This window comes from Bradyrhizobium sp. AUGA SZCCT0182, from assembly GCF_018130185.1.
Taxonomy (GTDB): domain Bacteria; phylum Pseudomonadota; class Alphaproteobacteria; order Rhizobiales; family Xanthobacteraceae; genus Bradyrhizobium.
Genome location: NZ_JAFCLY010000046.1, coordinates 20,542 through 39,229, shown reverse-complemented (window position 1 = coordinate 39,229; position 18,688 = coordinate 20,542). Strand labels below are relative to the sequence as shown.

Annotated in this window: 19 protein-coding genes; 13 read left to right on the top strand and 6 right to left on the bottom strand. The window is 60.1% G+C overall.

The genetic code is table 11. The annotated features are described in order from the left end of the window. Positions 1-121: 121 nt before the first annotated feature. Positions 122-517 carry a hypothetical protein gene (locus JQ611_RS33780; protein ID WP_212467890.1) on the bottom strand — a complete coding sequence of 132 codons (396 nt, stop codon included), beginning with the start codon at positions 515-517 and terminating at the stop codon, positions 122-124. A 1,151-nt stretch (positions 518-1,668) separates the two neighbouring features. Next, positions 1,669-2,304, bottom strand: coding sequence for a response regulator transcription factor (locus JQ611_RS33775; protein ID WP_212467889.1), 636 nt, complete (start codon positions 2,302-2,304; stop codon positions 1,669-1,671). Between the two features lie 212 nt (positions 2,305-2,516). Between JQ611_RS33775 and JQ611_RS33770 the strand changes: the two genes are divergently transcribed. Both JQ611_RS33770 and JQ611_RS33765 read left to right on the top strand, forming a co-directional pair. Next, positions 2,517-2,915, top strand: coding sequence for a response regulator transcription factor (locus JQ611_RS33770; protein ID WP_212467888.1), 399 nt, complete (start codon positions 2,517-2,519; stop codon positions 2,913-2,915). A 188-nt stretch (positions 2,916-3,103) separates the two neighbouring features. After that, positions 3,104-3,586 carry a helix-turn-helix domain-containing protein gene (locus JQ611_RS33765; RefSeq protein ID WP_212467887.1) on the top strand — a complete coding sequence of 161 codons (483 nt, stop codon included), beginning with the start codon at positions 3,104-3,106 and terminating at the stop codon, positions 3,584-3,586. 14 nt (positions 3,587-3,600) lie between these two features. Here JQ611_RS33765 and JQ611_RS33760 read toward each other — a convergent pair whose 3' ends face one another. From JQ611_RS33760 to JQ611_RS33750, 3 genes are all read right to left on the bottom strand, one after another. After that, complete coding sequence (locus tag JQ611_RS33760) at positions 3,601-3,918, bottom strand: hypothetical protein (protein ID WP_212467886.1); 318 nt, start codon at positions 3,916-3,918, stop codon at positions 3,601-3,603. 508 nt (positions 3,919-4,426) lie between these two features. Then, the gene (locus JQ611_RS33755; RefSeq protein WP_212467885.1) at positions 4,427-5,014 is read right to left on the bottom strand and encodes a PepSY domain-containing protein; all 588 of its coding nucleotides are present in this window, start codon (positions 5,012-5,014) and stop codon (positions 4,427-4,429) included. A gap of 940 nt (positions 5,015-5,954) precedes the next feature. Continuing rightward, positions 5,955-6,164, bottom strand: a complete 210-nt coding sequence (locus JQ611_RS33750) for a hypothetical protein (protein WP_212467884.1) — start codon at positions 6,162-6,164, stop codon at positions 5,955-5,957. 174 nt (positions 6,165-6,338) lie between these two features. Between JQ611_RS33750 and JQ611_RS33745 the strand changes: the two genes are divergently transcribed. The 3 genes from JQ611_RS33745 (at position 6,339) to JQ611_RS33735 (ending at position 7,736) form a co-directional block, all read left to right on the top strand. Further along, positions 6,339-6,626, top strand: coding sequence for a hypothetical protein (locus JQ611_RS33745; RefSeq protein WP_212467883.1), 288 nt, complete (start codon positions 6,339-6,341; stop codon positions 6,624-6,626). 4 nt (positions 6,627-6,630) lie between these two features. Beyond that, a complete protein-coding gene (locus JQ611_RS33740; protein WP_249133666.1) occupies positions 6,631-7,071 on the top strand; it encodes a hypothetical protein in 441 nt (146 codons plus the stop codon). Positions 7,072-7,133: 62 nt separating this feature from the next. Next, the gene (locus JQ611_RS33735) at positions 7,134-7,736 is read left to right on the top strand and encodes a TetR/AcrR family transcriptional regulator (protein WP_312012309.1); all 603 of its coding nucleotides are present in this window, start codon (positions 7,134-7,136) and stop codon (positions 7,734-7,736) included. A 17-nt stretch (positions 7,737-7,753) separates the two neighbouring features. On the opposite strand, the gene JQ611_RS33730 is transcribed toward JQ611_RS33735, so the two are convergent. Further along, a complete protein-coding gene (locus JQ611_RS33730) occupies positions 7,754-8,416 on the bottom strand; it encodes a TetR/AcrR family transcriptional regulator (protein ID WP_212467915.1) in 663 nt (220 codons plus the stop codon). A 235-nt stretch (positions 8,417-8,651) separates the two neighbouring features. Between JQ611_RS33730 and JQ611_RS33725 the strand changes: the two genes are divergently transcribed. From JQ611_RS33725 to JQ611_RS33690, 8 genes are all read left to right on the top strand, one after another. After that, on the top strand, positions 8,652-9,476 hold the full coding sequence (locus JQ611_RS33725; protein WP_212467880.1) for a sensor histidine kinase: 825 nt from the start codon (positions 8,652-8,654) through the stop codon (positions 9,474-9,476). Next, positions 9,473-10,606, top strand: coding sequence for an efflux RND transporter periplasmic adaptor subunit (locus JQ611_RS33720; RefSeq protein ID WP_409411316.1), 1,134 nt, complete (start codon positions 9,473-9,475; stop codon positions 10,604-10,606). The genes JQ611_RS33725 and JQ611_RS33720 overlap by 4 nt, the downstream gene beginning before the upstream one ends. Continuing rightward, complete coding sequence (locus JQ611_RS33715) at positions 10,603-11,679, top strand: efflux RND transporter periplasmic adaptor subunit (protein ID WP_212467879.1); 1,077 nt, start codon at positions 10,603-10,605, stop codon at positions 11,677-11,679. Before JQ611_RS33720 ends, JQ611_RS33715 begins: the two co-directional genes overlap by 4 nt. Then, positions 11,676-14,828: an efflux RND transporter permease subunit gene (locus JQ611_RS33710; protein ID WP_212467878.1), complete on the top strand. Its 3,153-nt coding sequence runs from the start codon at positions 11,676-11,678 to the stop codon at positions 14,826-14,828. The genes JQ611_RS33715 and JQ611_RS33710 overlap by 4 nt, the downstream gene beginning before the upstream one ends. Before the next feature lie 15 nt (positions 14,829-14,843). Then, the gene (locus tag JQ611_RS33705; RefSeq protein ID WP_212467877.1) at positions 14,844-15,353 is read left to right on the top strand and encodes a hypothetical protein; all 510 of its coding nucleotides are present in this window, start codon (positions 14,844-14,846) and stop codon (positions 15,351-15,353) included. Between the two features lie 614 nt (positions 15,354-15,967). Next, positions 15,968-16,252 carry a DUF3551 domain-containing protein gene (locus JQ611_RS33700; RefSeq protein WP_212467876.1) on the top strand — a complete coding sequence of 95 codons (285 nt, stop codon included), beginning with the start codon at positions 15,968-15,970 and terminating at the stop codon, positions 16,250-16,252. Between the two features lie 434 nt (positions 16,253-16,686). After that, positions 16,687-17,859, top strand: coding sequence for a DUF3734 domain-containing protein (locus tag JQ611_RS33695; protein ID WP_212467875.1), 1,173 nt, complete (start codon positions 16,687-16,689; stop codon positions 17,857-17,859). Positions 17,860-17,893: 34 nt separating this feature from the next. Continuing rightward, the gene (locus tag JQ611_RS33690; protein ID WP_212467874.1) at positions 17,894-18,685 is read left to right on the top strand and encodes an acetoacetate decarboxylase; all 792 of its coding nucleotides are present in this window, start codon (positions 17,894-17,896) and stop codon (positions 18,683-18,685) included. Positions 18,686-18,688 lie beyond the last annotated feature (3 nt).

Below are 18,688 nucleotides of genomic sequence, written 5' to 3'. Positions count from 1 at the left end.
AGCATTGATAATCGCAGTAAGGTAGGCGAAACCTGATTTCGCGGACATAGTTGCCATTGATCTTTTCGCAGCATTGCAGGCAGAACGTTGTCCGGATGGGAGCCATTCACCAATACGAATTTCATGTGGCGCCTCCCAATGCGAAGCAATAGACCGTGTCAGTCGGAAAACGGGCCGGCGTTGGCGCGCAAAGGTGATTTCGGCCGTCAGGATTATCCCTGTTTCGCTCGATCTTCTGGGTCGGTATGAGAATATACTTCCCGTCTTCCCGCCGCCTCGCATAGATCTTGCCGTCGACGTATTGGATCTCGGTAGGGTAACAGTCTGAGTTGTTGCAGCAGCTGACCGTCGGATTATCCGGCATGTGCCAGGTCGAATAAAACTTCTCGTGCAGCGCCTGATCCTGCGGAGGGTGGTGGCGATGAGCCGCATCCTGTGCCGCTTCTTGCGCCTTGGCGGAACTGGTCCACAAAAGCAGAACGGCAACCGAGACAAGACCTTTGCACGGACGCTTCAAGGACGCAGTGTCCCATCAAGGAATTGTTCAACACTCATATTCGATGCGCCAGAAACCTCTCGCGACATGAACGTGAAAACAACCATTGGCGATGGCGTTCGCGTGTCTCCGGGGGTCAGCTCAAACGTTCTGCCACAGAAAGCGCCGGCCTTAGCTGCGCTGCGGCGTTCATGATGTTTTCGGCTATGGCACATTTTGACTCCCGGTTCGCTGTCACGAGAATGGCGAGTTCTGCTGGCGCGCTTTTACTGTCGCATCGAAAGCACAGATGAGAGCTGGAGTTTACGTCGTAGTAATCCGCCAGATCTCGCGCCGTATAGGGGCACTGGGCGCAGAGCTTGACTCTCATATGCAGCTCCCGAGTTGGAGTTGGCCTTTATCCGTCACCATCTCTTCAAGCTCGCGCCGGTCAGTACTCGCGGGCGGATCTGCTCAATCTAGACGGATCAACCGTCTTGGCAGCTTGGTCGAAAACCGACCGGCATGCACCGCTCAGTTCTGTGCTCCTCTGCCGTAGGCAGCTTGCAACTTCGGTCGGATCGGGAATGTAGCTGCTGCAGAGCCGGAAGGCATCAGGCGCACATGCCGTCTGCTGCTCGAGCGTCCCTCGGTTCTCTTGCGCGACTACGCTTGTGACGCAAGAGGAGGAGAGCGTAGCCATCACCAAGAGAGAGGCACATCTGTATCTGCACGTCATGGTCGGATTGCTCCTTCTAGTTTGGGTCACTCGTACACCTCGCGCCCAACGTCGAGGAGGGGCGAGCTCTTGCCTGTAGCGACGCGCAATTTGCCAGCAGAGAAACCGCGATCGCGAGAGACAGGCTGAGAGCTATCAGCGCCAGGGCGACAACTGTGTTGACGCAAGCCAGGATCAGCGAAGCACCGAATTCGCACCCTGACGTTAGCCAGATCAACATTTTGCAGCACCATTGGTGAGATAAATGCGCAACGAGCATCGCGGCTCGGGGCGCAGACGTCTATTGTCTGGCAGTGCCGTCGGATTAACCGATCGTTGGGGAAAAATAGGCTGAGGCTTAGGTTGAAGGCGAGGGGACCTTCACATTGACATGCATCGGGATGACGCGTGGCGTGGGAAAGCAGAAGCAGATTGAAGCGGCGACAATCGTGGATACATCATCGGGTCGGCCAAGTCAGGAGCGCTGCGGCCTTTGCTGCGGTAGGCCAAGCGCATCCACCATTCGGCTGAGCTCGGGAAGAGAACGTGCTTTCATTTTCCGCATGAGGTTGGACCGATGCACCTTCACCGTCGATTCAGCGATGCCGACGTCGTTCGCAATCTGTTTGTTGAGGCGCCCGGCGGTGGCCTGGGTCATGATCTCGCGCTCGCGTGGGCTGAGCGTGTCGAAGCGTTCCCTGAGTGCTCCCAAGGCCTTGTCGTTCTCCCGGCGGGCACGATCGCGCGCGAGCCCGGTCATGATCGCATCGAGGAGATCCTGATCGCGGAACGGTTTTGTCAGGAACTCGATGGCGCCTCCCTTCATCGCCCGCACACTCATCGGAATGTCGCCGTGCGCAGTGATGAAGATCATTGGAAGGTTTCTGTGCGCCGCGGAAAGCTCACATTGGAGATCGAGGCCACTTCGCCCTGGCATTCTCACGTCCACCACCAGGCAGGTTGGACCGTCCGGAGCAGGATCGGCGCTCAAATATTCAGAGACACACGAAAATTGCCGACTTTCCAGTCCAACTGATCGCAGCAGCCGCCCCACCGAGTCGCGAAACTCGGCGTCATCATCGATGATCAAGACACTGGGGTTCGCGTCCACTCAGCACCCCGAGTTAAGGGCCACGTCTTTGACCCTACCACATCTTACTCAAAATCTGTCGGCAAGAACAGCCCCTTCTCTACTAAGGCGAACAGCGGGGGCATAAGCCATGGCTTAGGAGCGGCGGCATTGCTTTGTCGCGAGTCCGAGTGGAAACTGCGAGTTGTATGCGGGCGCCGAGTGTGCCGCGGGCTAATTGCCTGGAAGCCGCGATGCCGAAACGGAAAAATAAACTGGTCGCGATCGTCGAGGATAATCAGCCTTTCCGCGAATCCATGCAGAAGCTGATAAACTTACTCGGCTACTCTGTGGAAGCGTTCCCATCGGCAGCGAGTTTTCTGGCATCACCTCTTGTGGTCGAGGTGGCCTGCCTGGTCGCCGACGTCAATATGCCTGGAATGACTGGGCCTGAACTCCACAGGCATCTGAAGAATACGGGGCACAACATCCCGACAATTCTGGTGACGGCCTATCCGGATGAGATCGTCCGGGAGCGGGCTTTGAAGGATGGGGTCTTCTGCTATCTCTGCAAACCAGTGGACGACGATCATCTCGAACGATGCCTCGGTTCGGCGGTGCGATCCAGCGCTTCGCCTGAGCAGAACTCATGAGGCGTCCTCTCTCCCGCATGTCGTTCGGAAATTGACAATCCAACGCATGAGCCGCTGCTGCTTTGGTTTAGTTGTGCGCGTGGCCTTCGTGAATACAATTGCGCTCAAGATTGCTAGGCCGCGGCTTTTAAGCCGGTGAGCTTCGCGCCAGCGCAACGACAGCCAATCAGACCAGGAGGCGCGTCAAAATGCCGATGTTGGACGAACGGGCCAGCGAAAGTTCGGCGCAGCCGGTTCACCGATTTGCCTTCGATCAACAAATTGGTTCATTTGCGCCGTGCGTCCCGTACGGCGGCAGCGGCACGGAGAGTGGCGCGATCGCCTTAGGTGACCGTGCGCGCGGCGGATTGTCTCCAAAAACGCTCCGAAGGATACGCGAATATATCGATGACCACATTGCACAACGCATCCGCGTGGAACTGCTGGCGAAGCTCGCGAATCTATCCGTTTGCTACTTTGTTAGAGCATTCAAACGCTCCATGAGCGTCACCCCGCACGAGTATCTAATTCGTCGGCGCGTGGAACTCACCATGAGATTGTTGTCCAAAACCGACATGCCATTGTCAGAAATCGCGTTAGCGGCAGGGTTTGTAGATCAAAGTCATTGCGCCCGGCGATTTCGTCAGCATGTCGGAATGTCGCCGCGCGACTACCGCTGGCTCACCTCCTGAAAATAGTTTGCACATCAACCGCGACACTTGACGGCGATCAGATCGTTGACCGCATTGATTTCGGCGTCGAGCGCGTTGATGTCAGAATCGCGGTCGGCTTCCCGGACGCAAGTGGCGGCCGCCCGACGTGCCATCACCAATTCCACGAATGCTGCAGCAAATGCGCGGCATGCCATCTCGTGGTCCGTCGCATTGAAAACCTGTTGACGTATGACTACCCGACGCGTCCGCGACGCCGCGATCTCACTCGACGAAGTGCACTGCGAGGCGAGGGCGGGTATTGAGGCAGCGCCGATTGCCAATGAAGCGAGAAGGGTGGCCAGTCTGGTCATGTGCAGCATTCAATTCGCGACGTTCCCGAAGAGACGTATGAGTTTCGTAGAACGATCTCGCGTATGCTGTTGCGTTTTTCGGGATGCGCTTGTCCCAATGTCATCCGCGGAACGGTTGGCTGGCTCGCACTAGTGCCCTGGATGGACGGATGCAGGACGACATTTGCGACAACTCCGTACAAGAAGGGAGACTGTGGCTCCGCTACGATTATCGTGTCGAACTCACCCGCGCTGTTTCGCCGATCGGCGCTGGCCTCGACACGAAACCCGCAAAGCGCCTCCCCTCCCGAGACGCTCCGGAGTTTGCGCCATCGACTGGCTGCGACGCCGACGGGTCACTTGAGCCGACAGCGTATCGCTGTCGGCTCTTTTTTTCCGAATGTTTCCTTTGGGTGTGGCTATTCATGACGGGTCAGACCCCCAGTCCGCGAGGTCCAGCCCTTTAGGCGCGATCGCGATGTCCGTTCTCGGGAGCGCTCGTGGTCTCGGCGGATGGGCACATCCGCGGTTAGCGGCGAACTGACCCCTGTCGTTCCACTTTGGGCGGCTCGAGCACTACCTCCTTCAAGCGATCGCCATTGGCGATGATGACCACAAAGTTGGTTTTGCCATCCTGCTTCTTCAAACCTCCAGCGAGCGCGCTTCCCTCTGCAGCTTTCTCGGCTATACGTACGGCGTCCGACAGCTCTAGCTCAACTGACTTCAGGGCAATGATGTTGCCCTGATCCTCGTGGTCGAGCTCCCTCAGCGATGATGAAATTTCCTTTTCTGTAACGCTTCCGGTGTTCGCATCTATGACGTTCTCCCAGATTCGCTCATTTTTTACCGTCCGCACTCGATAAACGGGCGGACCGGATATCTCCAAGCTAATGTCGGCGGTCCTTGAACCGTCATGTAAATGCTCGGCGATCACCACCGCCTGACTGAGTGGTATTTTTATGCTGCGAAGTTGATCGAGCAAGCGGCGGGTCACTGCCTCCTCGGCAGCGCCTCGATTTGCGGCGTCCAAAGTTGTATGGGCGACATCGGCTATCGCGCCCGTAGCAGAAAGCGTGGCGAACCAGACGATAATCGCAAATAATCGCTTCTTGAACATGAGGTAGCTCCTGTGACACTTGATCAAGATTGACCGGTGGCTTTACTGGTGTGTATCGAAACTCCGATGCCGCGCAGATCGCCGCCGCTTCTCGGACCGAGTCTGAGGGAAATTGCGCTGTGGTTCCGAGGCAAGCCCGACTCGCTTCCTGCTTAAGCCGGCGTGATCGGAAACTACCGGACTTAACTGCGCCAACGTTTCACGGACACGGGTCGAGATTGCGGGGCTCCCGTCACTCGCGTCTGCTCGCTCGGACAATGACGGGGGCGGATGTCGTGCAGCATCGGCCACATCAGAGCTGAGCGGCGGCGAGGGGGCAGCAATCTCTTTGTCCGGGGGCGTAGGCAGGAAATTGGGCTGGCTGGTATCGATGACAACTTTTTCCGGTCCCTTCAGCTCGGACGTGATCCGGATTGGCGGCAGCGTAGAATGCGATTCGATGAGCTTGCTTGGCAGCGGCGCGGGCAACAGCGAATCGGCTGCAAAGAGCAGCACGAGCAACGCTCCGCCGACCCACAGAAAGTAACCCCGCACGGGACTTTGAGCATCGACTGAGCCGCGGGTACGCATTGACAAAACGGATGTTCTGCTCACAGCGCCCGGCTCCCGCGCTGAAGTCCCTTCGATGCGATCCATGACCGCTCGCCGGCTGTTCGGCTTGATGTGGATGGCATGTGTTGCTTCCGTTTCGATTTCCAATGGAGATTGGCGTCGGGATGGCGGCGCTTGTCCAGCCAATGGCGTGGACTGTAGTTCATGGATTCCGGTCAATCGCGAATGCGCCATCAGGTGGCGCACACAGTGCGCTGTTCGGCCGGGTATAGCTGGACGCCTCTTCGCGCGAGCTCCGACTCAATTATGTTGAATGCGCATTCAACGGGAATGAGCCAGACGTTGACCGAACAGATGATGCAATCGCGAAAGAGGAGGAGGGTTGGCGTCATGAAGTGGCCCTCCGTCGCCGGGCTTGCCGCTTGATCGGGTCCGCGTCTCGATCGACGAACGCGCGCAGCCCGGCAAGCAAGGAAATCGCAACGCCCAGCAGCAAACTCAGGCCCACGAGAGACAGGGCCACGACCAGGTTCAGGGATGCGAGCGCAAGCCCCGGCCACGGATTTTCCTTTGCGAGCGACCAGAAGAGTATTGACATTCCACGTCTCCTAAATAAACTATACCGTATAGTTCATATACATCCCGAACCGCGGGATGTGTCAAGAGCGAAGACTCACAAGCTCGTGTTCAGGCCGTTCGACGGGCGGGAATCGGAGCGTGACGCTGCGTTCCCGTTCGAAAGCGCGATGCCCAGCAGAAGAAAGGATACTGTATGTTCAAGTACACATTAGTCGTCATGCTCGCGGCTATGTTCGGCAATGGGACTGCCATTGCGCAGGAGAACCGCGGCACTGCCGAGCAGAGGGCCGCATGCGCGCCTGACGCCTTCCGGCTGTGCCTTAGCTACATCCCCGACGCCACCAATGTGGAGGCCTGTCTCAGGCAAAGAAAATCGGACCTGAGTGATGCTTGCAGAGCCATCTTCGATCACGCTGCGGAAGCTGCTTCGGTCAGGACAACAGGATCGCCCCGGTACCGCGGCGCGAGAGATGAGGAATGATCGCATGAACACGATTTATTATGCTCCCGCCTTCGCCGCGTTCGGAGGCTCGGCCTTCGGAGCGATCTCCACGATCGTAACTGGATGGGTGACTCGGCGCCGCAGGCTTCGCGAGCGCCACTATTCCCGGTCGATTTCCAAGCGTGAGCGGCTCTATCGAAGCTTCATCGAGGAGGCCTCCCGAGTCTACGCCGACGCGCTCATCAGCGACAAATCCGAGATTCCGCAACTGGTCAACCTGTATGCGCTCATAGGGCGGATGAGGATTCTGTCCAGCGATCAAGTGGTTCAAGCCGCGGAGCGAGCAGGTCGCGTAATCATCGAAACCTACCTGTCACCGAACCGCGAATTTGGCGATCTTCCGGAATTCATGGAGGAAATGGATCCCTTGCGTGGCTTCGGCGAAGCCTGCCGACGCGAATTGCATTCGATCCCATCTCACTGAGGTCCCAAGCGATGCAGGAACACCTACCTCAGGCCGGATCGCCGTGCATTCGTCAACGGATCGTGCAAGCGGCGATCCGATTGCACCGCAAAATCGGGTTCAGGAAGACTACCGTCGCCGATATCGCTCGCGGCGCGTCGATGTCGCCCGCCAACGTCTACCGCTTCTTCGCTTCAAAGCAGGCGATCGAAGAGGCGGTCGTAGCGGATTTGTTCGAACAGGTCTCCGCGGCCGCAACGCTTGCAGCTCTCTTGAGCGGCTCGGCCCTGGAGCGTCTAACGGCCGCCTTGAGCGCAATCTCGCAGTTGCACGAGCATCGGCTGGAGAACGACAGCAAACTGCACGAATTGGTCGCTGCGGCGGTACGCGGGAACTGGGCAGTCGCACTGTCTTACGCAGACCGGGTCCGGGGGCTGGTGCGCACGATCATTGTTGGCGGACAGGCGAGCGGCGAACTGCGACCGGGAAGTCCGATGGCGATGACGTGTTGCCTGCTTGAAGCAATGGACGGATATCTCAATCCGTCGCGGATCAAGGCGGCTACCGTTCGGCCCACGTTTGACGAGATGATGGATTTCTGCGCGAGCGCCCTGCATCACGTACCGTGGGTTCAGTCGATCGACCTGGCCGCCGACTTAAGTCCCCAAGCCGTGGCGCAAGGATAGCGAGCGGGATGGCTGATTCACGGCCTCCAGTCTGCCTCGCAAGCCGCAAGAAAGAAATTGACCCGTTCGTGCAGGAACGTAGGCAGCTCTTTTTTGAGATCCTTCAGGTCCTCACCCATCAGAGATCTCATAAGCATCGGAAGCAGTATGAGATCCATGAACATCTGCGCGGTCGCAACGCTCCGCTTTGCACTGAAAGGTCCTTTAGGCGAGCGCGCGATCCTCAGCGTTGCCTCGTTCAGGAGCTGTGAAACTGCGCCAGCCGCGCGGTCGCGCGCCGCGTCGTGAACATTTCGGCTCAACTCGGGAAATCGCCGCGCCTCGGCGATCGTCGCACGCGTGAGGTCCAACGTGTCCTCGACGAATCGCTCCACGATCTCGATGCCGAGATTGGTGAGCTTTTCCTGGATGGTGCGGCCTGCCGGCGTGAACCCCTCGAAATCCGTCAATCCGTTGATGGTCCGGGCCACCACAGCCACGAACAACGCCTCCTTGCCGGGGAAGTGGGCATAGATGGTCGGTTTGCTCGCGGGGGCTAACGCGGAGATGTCGTCAATGCTGGCGCTCCGAAAGCCTTTCTCGAGAAAGAGCTGCTGGGCTGCATCGAGAATCCGCGCCTGGACGTCGCCGGCAAGGTCCTTGGACGGTCTGCCGCGTTTCGGGCTTTTGTTCTTCGCCATCACGATCTCCTAATTACGATTTTGCAGATCCCGCTTGACATGCACGGAAAGAAAATGCAAGGAAAAGAAAATATACGGTTTAGTGTAGTTAGAGCCACCGCAGACGGCTTTTGATTGCCGGGCCTGCGAAGCTCATCCGGATGACCGGCCAGCCGCCACATGCGCGCTCGGCCCCCCATCGTCCGAGCAACCTGAGGAGATCGTCGTGACTGTGTGCAGGTCGGATTCGCCAATCGTGGAGCAGGGCATTCTGCTGCGCGAATTGAATCACCGGATCGATAGTGGGCTCGCCTCGGCGATCAACCTAGTCTCGGCCGCGGCGGTTCGGGTTGAGGGGGCGGAGGCCAAGCGCGCCTTAAGCGACGTGGTCGAACTGTTGCATGGTCATGCCGATGTGCAGCAGGCGCTCGCAATGCCCAAGGGCAAGGCGCTGATCGACGCCGCGACATACATCCGCATGATGGGCAGCGCCATGCGCCGTTCGTTGCTGGATCGAATGAATATCCGGCTGGCACTTGCAACTGAATCTCTTCCGCTCGAGCCAGAGCGATGCCGGCGGCTCGGATTGATTGTTCACGGGCTCGTAACCAATGCCGCGAAGCATGCGTGCTTCGACGCGCGGAGCGGAGAGATCACGGTCAAATTGACACGAATCGGCACGCTGGTGAATTGCGTCATTCTGGACAATGGGTCGCGGTCGGCACGGGGCGCCGAGGGGCGCGGACTCCGGATCAGTAATGATCTTGCCAAGGGTCTCGGCGGGCGGGTCGAGCACGGCTCCGGCGATGAATTCACGTCTGTCGTTGTGTCGTTTCCACTGACAGAGCGTGAGTGGCAGGCGACCTGGACGATGGTGAAGCGTCGCATCAGACGGTCAAAAGTTAGCCCATCCGATGCCTCGACGCCTCGCAGAGGAGGCTTCCCCGATCGGGACAGCCGTCCCGTTGCAACACGACTGGATCCAAATCCGGCTCAGGGAGCCCAAGCGGTCTCTGCCCGACCAGCGGCGGATGTGCTGGGCAAGTTGTTGTCACCCCGCCACAGCATGGACGTGTCATGAAGCATCACTCTACGAACCACACCGAAATCGACCGAACTGCCCGCAAACGCAAGCTGATGGGGGCCAGCGTCCTTGCGGTTGCACTTGCCGCACTCGCGCTGAGTGGCTGCAATGATCATGCCGCTGCTCCCGGTACGCGCGCGGCGATGGTGCGCACGGAGATCGTGCAGCCGCGTGACCGACAAGCCTCCGTTACCCTGACCGGCGAAATCCAGGCCCGGTTTCGCGCGGATCTCTCGTTCCGCGTCAGCGGACGTGTGCTCGCGCGCTATGTCGATGTTGGCGCCCACGTCGAGGCTGGTGAAGTCCTGGCACTGCTCGATCCGGCGGAGCAGCAGGCCGACGTCGATGCCGCGACCGCGGCGGTGCTGGCCGCAGAATCCCAGCTGCGCGTGGCCAAGGTAACCTTCGAACGGCAGAAGGCGCTGATCGCAAGCGGGTTTACCACGCGGACGGTCTACGATCAGGCGCAGGAAGGATTGCGAACCGCAGAAGGTGCGCTTGAAGCAGCAAAAGCGGAGCTCGGAACGTCGAAAGACGCCCTTGGCTATACCGCGCTGCGCGCAGAAGCGGCAGGCGTGGTCACCGCGCGCAATTTGGAAGTCGGCCAGGTCGTACAGGCAGCGCAGCCCGTTTTCGCCCTGGCGCAGGACGGGGAACGCGATGCCGTGTTTGACATCTACGAATCCCTGTTGTTTGGCGATCTCGACGGCCGCAACGTTGCGCTGGCGCTCGTCTCCGACGCAGGCGTGACGGCGAACGGGCATGTTAGGGAAGTCTCGCCCGCGATTGATGCGAAGAGCGCGACCATCCGCGTCAAGGTTGCCATCCAGGATCCATCGGCCGCGATGACGCTTGGAAGCGCCGTTGCAGGAACCGTCAAAGCGAAAGCCCAGCAGCAGATCGCATTGCCCTGGAGCGCATTGGCGGCGGCGGGATCGAAGCCCGCGGTCTGGACCGTCGATCCCGCGACCAAAACGGCCGCGCTCAAGCCGGTGACGATCGGCGGTTATGAAGCCCGTGAAGTGCTGATCAAGGCGGGCCTCGAGCCAGGTGAGCGCGTCGTTATTGATGGCGGCAAGCTGCTGAGCGTTGGCCAAGCCGTGACATATGAGGGAGACCCGTCATGAAGAGACGCGCCATGATTGCAGCTGGCACGTTCGTATCCGCGCTGGCGCTGGCTGGATGTCAGCAGGACGCGAAAGCGCCCGAGCCTGTGCGACCCGTGCTGTCGATGGTCCTTGAACCGAGCCGCACGGACGGCATGGTCGCCGTGGGCGTTGTTGAGCCGCAGTACAAGACCAATCTCGCGTTCCGCGTCCTGGGACGTCTGACCGGGCGTCCCGTCTCCGTTGGCGACCTCGTCAACGAAGGACAAACTGTCGGTGTGATAGAGCCCACGGCTCTGGAGCTTGCGGTGCGCTCGGCCAAGGCTGAGCTTACGAAGGCCGAGGCGCAGCTGGCGACTGCAACGGCGACGGAGCAGCGGCAGCGAACCCTCATCACAACCGACGCCACCACAAAGCAGACCCTCGACAATGCCGAGCAGGCGCGAGCCGGCGCCGCTGCGTCGGTGGCGCACGCACAGGCCAATTTGATCAAGGCGATCGAGCAACGGAGCTATGCACAGATCAAGGCCGATTTCGCCGGCGTCGTCACCGCGGTGGGCGCAGAAGTCGGACAGGTGGTCTCTCCAGGCCAAAATGTCGTGACAGTTGCGCGGCCTGACATCAGGGAGGCGGTGGTCGATATTGGGGAGGATTTCCCGGTGCAGCTTGAAATCGACTTGCCATTCACAGTCAGCTTACAGCTGCTCCCCGCCGTTCAGGTCGAAGGCAAGGTTCGCGAGATCGCCCCGCAGGCAGACCCCGCGACACGCCTGCGGCGAGTCCGCATCGCCCTGAACAATCCTCCTGAAAGCTTCCGCTTGGGCACGACCGTTACGGCGAAGCTCGGCACAACGCAAAGTCCGACATTGCGCGTCCCCGCCTCAGCGGTGCTCGCCAAGGATGGTGCGAATTTCGTCTGGGTCGTCGATCAGCGTGAGAGCACCGTGTCGCTGCAAAAGGTCGATCTCGCCGGGGACCCCGCAGATGCCCGCGTCGCCAGCGGGCTTGCCCCCGGTGCGCGCATCGTGACCGCCGGAATCCACAGCCTCACGCCGGGGCAACACGTTCGTATTAAAAAGGATCAGAAGCCATGAAGTCGTTCAACCTTTCCGACTGGGCGCTCGAACATCGTTCGCTCGTCTGGTATTTCATGATCGCCTTCATGGCGGCAGGCTTCTTTGCGTACCTTCAGCTTGGTCGTCAGGAAGATCCCGACTTCACCATCAAAACGATGGTGATCCAGGCGCAGTGGCCGGGCGCATCGCCCGAAGAAGTGACGCGGCAGGTCACTGACAGGATCGAAAAGAAGCTCGAGGAGCTGGAATCCCTCGACTACACCAAGAGCGTGACGGTCGCGGGCCAGACCACCGTATTCGTCTATCTGCGAGATACGACAAAGGCGGCTGACGTCAAGCCGACCTGGGTCCGCGTCCGCAACATGATCGCGGATATCAAAGGTGATTTTCCGCAGGGAGTGATCGGACCGGGCTTCAACGACCGCTTCGGCGACGTGTTCGGTAACATCTATGCCTTCACCAGCGACGGCTTGACCCAGCGTCAGCTGCGCGACGAGGTCGAGGGTATCCGCGCCAAGGTCTTGACCGTGCAGGACGTGGGTAAGGTCGACATTCTGGGAACGCAGGAGGAGGTGATTTACCTCGAGTTCTCCACGCGGAAGATCGCGGCCCTTGGCCTTGACGTCAATTCGATCATGGCCTCTCTGCGGGGACAAAATGCGGTCGCGCCGTCCGGGGTGTTCCAGGAGGGCCCCGAGCGGCTCAGCGTGCGGGTGAACGGCCGGTTCACGTCGGAAGCAAGTCTGAACTCGGTTAATCTTCGTATCAACGACCGCTTCTTTCCGCTGACCGACGTCGCGACCATTACACGCGGTTATGCCGATCCGCCCAAGACCTTGTTCAGATACAACGGCCAGCCTGCAATCGGGCTTGCCATCGGCATGAAGTCCGGCGCCAACCTGCTTCACTTCGGCGAGGCGCTGAAGGAGCAAATGTCAAAGGTCATTGCCGACCTGCCGATCGGCGTCGGCGTTCATCTGGTCGCCAATCAGCCCGTCGTCGTCGAGCATGCCGTGTCGGGCTTCACCCATGCGCTGTTTGAGGCCGTGGTCATCGTTCTCGCCATCAGCTTTCTCAGCTTAGGCATGCGCGCCGGTCTTGTCGTCGCAATTGCGATCCCGCTGGTTCTCGCCATTACCTTCGTGGTGATGGCCTATGCCGACATTTCATTGCAGAGAATTTCACTGGGTGCATTGATCATCGCGCTGGGCCTTCTGGTCGATGATGCCATGATTGCCGTCGAAATGATGGTGGCCCGACTGGAGGCCGGCGATCCCCTGGAAAAGGCGGCGACCCACGTCTATACGTCGACCGCTTTTCCCATGCTGACGGGCACGTTGGTCACCGTCGCGGGCTTCATCCCGATTGGGCTGAACAGCAGCAATGCCGGTGAATTTACCTTCACCCTGTTCGTGGTGATTGCGGTCTCCCTGATCGTGTCGTGGATCGTCGCGGTGCTGTTCACCCCGCTGCTCGGTGTCACCATCCTGCCCGCAAAGATGAAGGGGCACCATGGCGAGAAGGGCCGGCTGGCGCAGATGTTCGCCCGCCTGCTGCTCGCCTGCATGCATCACCGTTGGATCACTGTCGGCGTGACGGTTGCAGCCTTCTTCGTCGCGTTGTTCGGCATGACGTTCGTGCAGCAGCAGTTCTTTCCCTCGTCGGACCGTGACGAGCTGGTGATCGACTGGAACTTGCCGCAAAATGCCTCGATTGCGGACACCAATGCGCAGATGGCGCGCTTCGAGCGCGAACAGCTGCAGGGTAATGGTTCCGTGGAGCATTGGTCGACTCATGTCGGCACAGGCGCGCCGCGGTTCGTGCTGTCGTTCGACGTACAAACCGCCAATACCTGGTTTGGCCAGCAAGTCGTTGTGACCAAGGGCGGCATAAAGGCGCGCGACCTCGTCAAGGCGCAATTTGAGGAATATCTAAGGAAGACGTTTCCCGGTACCGACACCTACGTCAAGCTGCTCGAGGTCGGCCCTCCCGTGGGACGTCCCGTGCAATACCGCGTAAGCGGGCCCGACATCGCGAAGGTCAGGGATCTCTCGCTGGAACTCGCCGGCATCGTCCGGAGCAACCTCGATCTCGGCAACGTCGTGTTCGACTGGATGGAGCCTGCGCGCGTCGTCAAGGTCGATGTTCTCCAGGACAAGGCGCGTCAGCTCGGCGTGACCTCGGAAGACATCGCCACGACCCTGAACTCGGTGCTCGAGGGCACGCCGATCACACAGGTTCGCGACAGCATCTATCTCGTCAATGTCACTGGACGCGCTACCGCGGTCGAGCGCGCCTCCATCGATACGCTCCGAGATCTGCAGTTAACCGGGCTCGGCGGGCAGTCGGTGCCGCTCGGGGCCGTGGCCAATCTGCGCTACGAGATCGAGCAGCCGACGATCTGGCGCCGCGCGCGGATTCCCACAATCACGCTGAAGGCTGGCATCGTCACCAACGCCCAGCCGAAGACAATCATGGATCAGTTGGCGCCGAGGGTGGCGGAATTTACCAAAGCACTGCCGGCGGATTATTCGGTGGCGATCGGTGGCTCCGTCGAGGAGAGCGCCAAGAGCCAGGCGCCGATCGTGGCCATCGTTCCGCTGATGCTTTTCGTCATGGCCACAATCCTGATGGTTCAGCTGCAAAGCTTCCATCGCCTGTTCCTGGTATTCGCGGTCGCTCCGCTCGCCGTGATTGGCGTCGTCATGGCTATGCTTCCGAGCGGCGCGCCTCTCGGCTTCGTTGCCATTCTTGGCGTGCTGGCGCTGATCGGTATCCTGGTCCGAAACTCCGTGATCCTGATCGTGCAGATTGAGGATCTGAGGAAGGAGGGACGCCGAGCTTGGGACGCCGTGGTGGAAGCGACCGAGAATCGCATGCGGCCGATCATCCTAACGGCGGCCGCCGCTAGTCTTGCGCTGATTCCGATTGCGCGCGAGATTTTCTGGGGCCCGATGGCCTACGCGATGATGGGCGGCATCATCGTCGGCACGCTGCTGACGCTCTTGTTCCTGCCGGCGCTCTATGTGGCGTGGTTCCGAATCCACCCCGATCACGACGAAGGCCGGCCAATGCCTGAGGCTATGGACTTGACGCAACACGCCCCGTCGTCGGAGCGCGTATCCCCGCAGAACGAGCCGGCGCCGGCTCTCGAAACGCAATTCTAGCAGAAGGAAAAGACCATGACCCGGAAGACACTCTTGACGCTGTCCGTCAGCGCGACACTCGCAATGATTTCCTTGGCACCCACTGCGGTGTTTGCGCAATTCCCTCCGCCGCCTCCGATGGGACCTGGCGGTCCCCCGCCGATCGCGGCCGGCGGTCCTCCGGCGTTCGGAGGTCCTCCTCCCATGGGGCCTGGCGGTGCGCCCCGTGCCGGCTTCGGCGGTCCGGCTCCTCGGCTGGGCGCCGGCGCTGGTCCTCGCGGCGATCTCAGGGGGCCTGCTGGCTTCCGTGCCGGCGGTCGTGGCGGACCGGCAGTTGCAAGTTCGGCCCGCTCCGCATCGGTGAGCTACAGCCGCTCCGGAGGCTACGGCTACGGCGGGTCGCGACACGGTTACCGCGCAGCGCATGCCGCCGGAGCCTATGCCGCAGGAGCCTATTCTGGTTATGCCTATGGCCGCGGGTATTCTTCCGATAGCGACTGCTACTACGTCTACAAGCGCCAGAGACGCATTCTGGTTTGCGAATAACCATCATGAACCCGGGCCGTTGACCTCATTCTGCGAACACTGCGATGGACATCGTAGACGCTTTGGCTTCGTTGGTGCGCGCGACGGAGACCGGTTCGTTCTCCGCTGTTGCCCGCGAGCGGGACGTCAGCAAGGCTGCCGTTGCGCGCCCTGTTCTCGGCCCGAATCCTAAATCCTAATCCAGGCTTTGGATATCGCAAGCTCAACCCGATCGTTGCGCTGCTTTGGTGGCGGCAATTTCGAAAACGTTGCCGCTTTCTGTAACCAGTGGAGAAATTGAAGCATGAAACTCAATCTTCTGTCGGCTGCCCTGTTAACCGCAGTTCTACTAACGACACCCGCTATGGCTTGGGAGAGCCAAGTGACTTCACCGCGCCTCACGGCGAATGCCAACGCGCGTACCCCGATGGACGCGCATAATACGTACCGGAAAGCCTGCTGCCGTAATCGCGCTAGGGATTTGCCCAATCTTGCCGATCGCGATGTGTGGGGCCACTGGGGCGCCTATTACGGGCCCATGGTTCATTAGGCCGAAAAAGTCACCAGAAGCACGTGAGACAAGCGCGTTCGGATCCGGCGGCTTATGGCTGAGACTCAAAAGCACGGAGAGCAACATGAGCAAGACTATCGCCTTCAGCACGATTGCCGCGGCGGCACTGGCCGGCGCGACGCTGTTGAGCGCTGCAGAGCCGATCGCCGCAGGCGGGTACGAATACTGCCGAGAAGACTATTCGTCGGGCATGCGGCAGTGCGGCTTCAACACGGTGGAGCAATGCGTCGCCATGATTTCCGGTCGCGGCGGCAGCTGCGTTCGAAATCCTCTGCTGTCCGAGGCGAGCGCCTCCTACGCTCGCGCGCCGAAGCGCCACGGCCATACGCGTCGTCAACGAGCGGATTAACCGCCACTGGACCGCGTCTGGTCTGTTTTGCGCCAGAACTTTTGCGTGCGAACCGTCAATTGCCTTTCAACCGGCCATGGTCGCGGGGAGTTGCGCCGGCACGCCGACGACATCATCGATATCAAGCTACTGCAACAAAGAATCGGCCGTGGTCATGTGCCTCGAGCGAACGGCAGAAGCGCGAGGGATGCTCTTGACCGCTGCGTCCAGGCTGATTGGGCTCCGCATTTGGTTCCGAGTGCGTGGCTCGCCAAAATCCAACGACGAACGTGGGAGCCCTCAATCAGTTGCAGCACAAGCTTATGAACGTGCCCGCTTGACACGGCGATTAACAAACTATACGGTATAGTTTATTAAGTAGGATCGTGAGCCTGCGACGTCCCGTACCGGACAGAACGCGGGCTTGAGCAATCGGAAACCGAGAGCAAGGAACCATGAACTTTCAACCTCGACCACACCTCACGACCGCCGACCGGCGTCTGCCATTCGACTGCACAGTGTTGCTATTACAGGGCGGCGGCGCTCTAGGGGCATACCAGGGCGGGGTCTACGAGGCCTTGGCCGAGGCCAACATCCATCCGGATTGGATTGCCGGTATTTCGATTGGAGCGATCAACGCTGCGATTATCGCGGGCAATCCACCCGAATCCCGAGTAGACCGGCTTCGCGAGTTTTGGACGCAGGTGACGTCGGACGCGACCTGGCACTGGCCAGGCGCGCCGTTCACCGATTTGATGAACAGCGATCACACGCGCAATCTTCTCAATCAGGTGAATGCGAGCTTTGCGGCAGTGTTTGGCGCAAACGGATTTTTTTCTGCGCGGCCACTGGCGCCATGGTTACAAGCGGGTGGGACGCTTGCCGCCACGAGCATCTACGACACCAGCGCGTTGAAGACGACACTGGAGCGGCTCGTCGATTTCGATCGTCTCAACGCCGGCATGACGCGGTTCAGCGCAGGCGCCGTCAATGTGAGGACAGGCAATCTGGTCTATTTCGACACTGCCACGCATACGATTCGGCCAGAGCACATCCTGGCGAGTGGGGCGCTGCCACCGGGCTTTCCGGCGGTCGAAATCGATGGCGAACATTATTGGGATGGCGGCCTCGTATCCAACACTCCGTTGCAGTGGGCGATCGAGTCTGGCGCCCGTCAGGACACGCTTGTGTTTCAGGTCGATCTCTGGAGCGCGCGCGGCCAGATTCCGCGCAATATGGCCGACGTCGTTACGCGTCAAAAGGAGATTCAATACTCGAGCCGCACGCGAGCAAGCACGGACCAGTTCAAGAGCCTGCACCGGTTGCAGCGAGAGCTGGCCGCTCTCTTGAGCAGGCTGCCTGAAGATCTGCGCGAGCATGAGGACGTCAGGCTGCTCAGGACGGCTGCCTCTCACAACGTGCACAGCCTGGTCCAGCTAATCTATCGCGCGCGGGACTACGAAGGCCACTCCAAGGACTACGAGTTTTCCCGCCTCTCGATGCAGGATCATTGGCGCGCCGGTTATCACGATGCGCTGCGCACCCTTCGTCATCCCGAAGTGCTGGCCCGCCCGACCAGTGCGGACGGCGTGTCCACGTTCGATCTTGAGCAGGATGGTCGCGAGTAAGCCAAGCCGGTTGTTCCGGTCATAGGAGAATTGAATGCACGAGAATGAAGTCTTGAGGCGGGCGTTCGCGATGCCGCTCACCAGTCCGGCCTATCCGCCGGGGCCGTATCGATTCGTGAACCGCGAATACCTGATCATCACCTATCGTACCGATCCGGCGAAGCTGCGATCGGTTATTCCGGGTCCGCTCGAATTTGATGAACGCGAAGCGCTGGTCAAGTACGAATTCATCCGCATGCCGGATTCCAATGGTTTTGGCGACTATACCGAGAGCGGCCAGGTTATCCCGGTGTCGTTCCGCGGTCGCAGGGGCAGCTACAACCACTGCATGTTCCTGAACGATGAGGGACCGATCGCGGGCGGCCGGGAGCTCTGGGGCTTTCCGAAAAAGCTCGGCCAGCCGACGTTGCGGACCGAGATCGATACGCTCATCGGCACTCTGGATTATGGTCCGTTGCGGGTAGCAACCGGCACGATGGGATTCAAGCACCGCGAAGCCGACCTGGCGCAGGTCAAGGCCGCTCTCGAGGAGCCGAACTTTCTTCTCAAGATCATTCCGCACGTCGACGGCAGTCCGCGGATCTGCGAGCTCGTCGAATATCACCTCGAGCAACTTGTCTTGAAAGGGGCGTGGACCGGACCCGCGGCTCTCGCCTTGACGCCTCACGCCCTGGCCCCCGTGGCCGAGTTGCCGGTTCTTGAGATCGTGTCCGCGGTTCACATCCGCGCAGACCTTACCCTGGGGCTGGGCAAGGTCGTTCACGACTATCTGCAACAGCCGGTTCGACACCCGGTCCGGAGCTACGAGAGAAGTCTGGTCTCATGATGG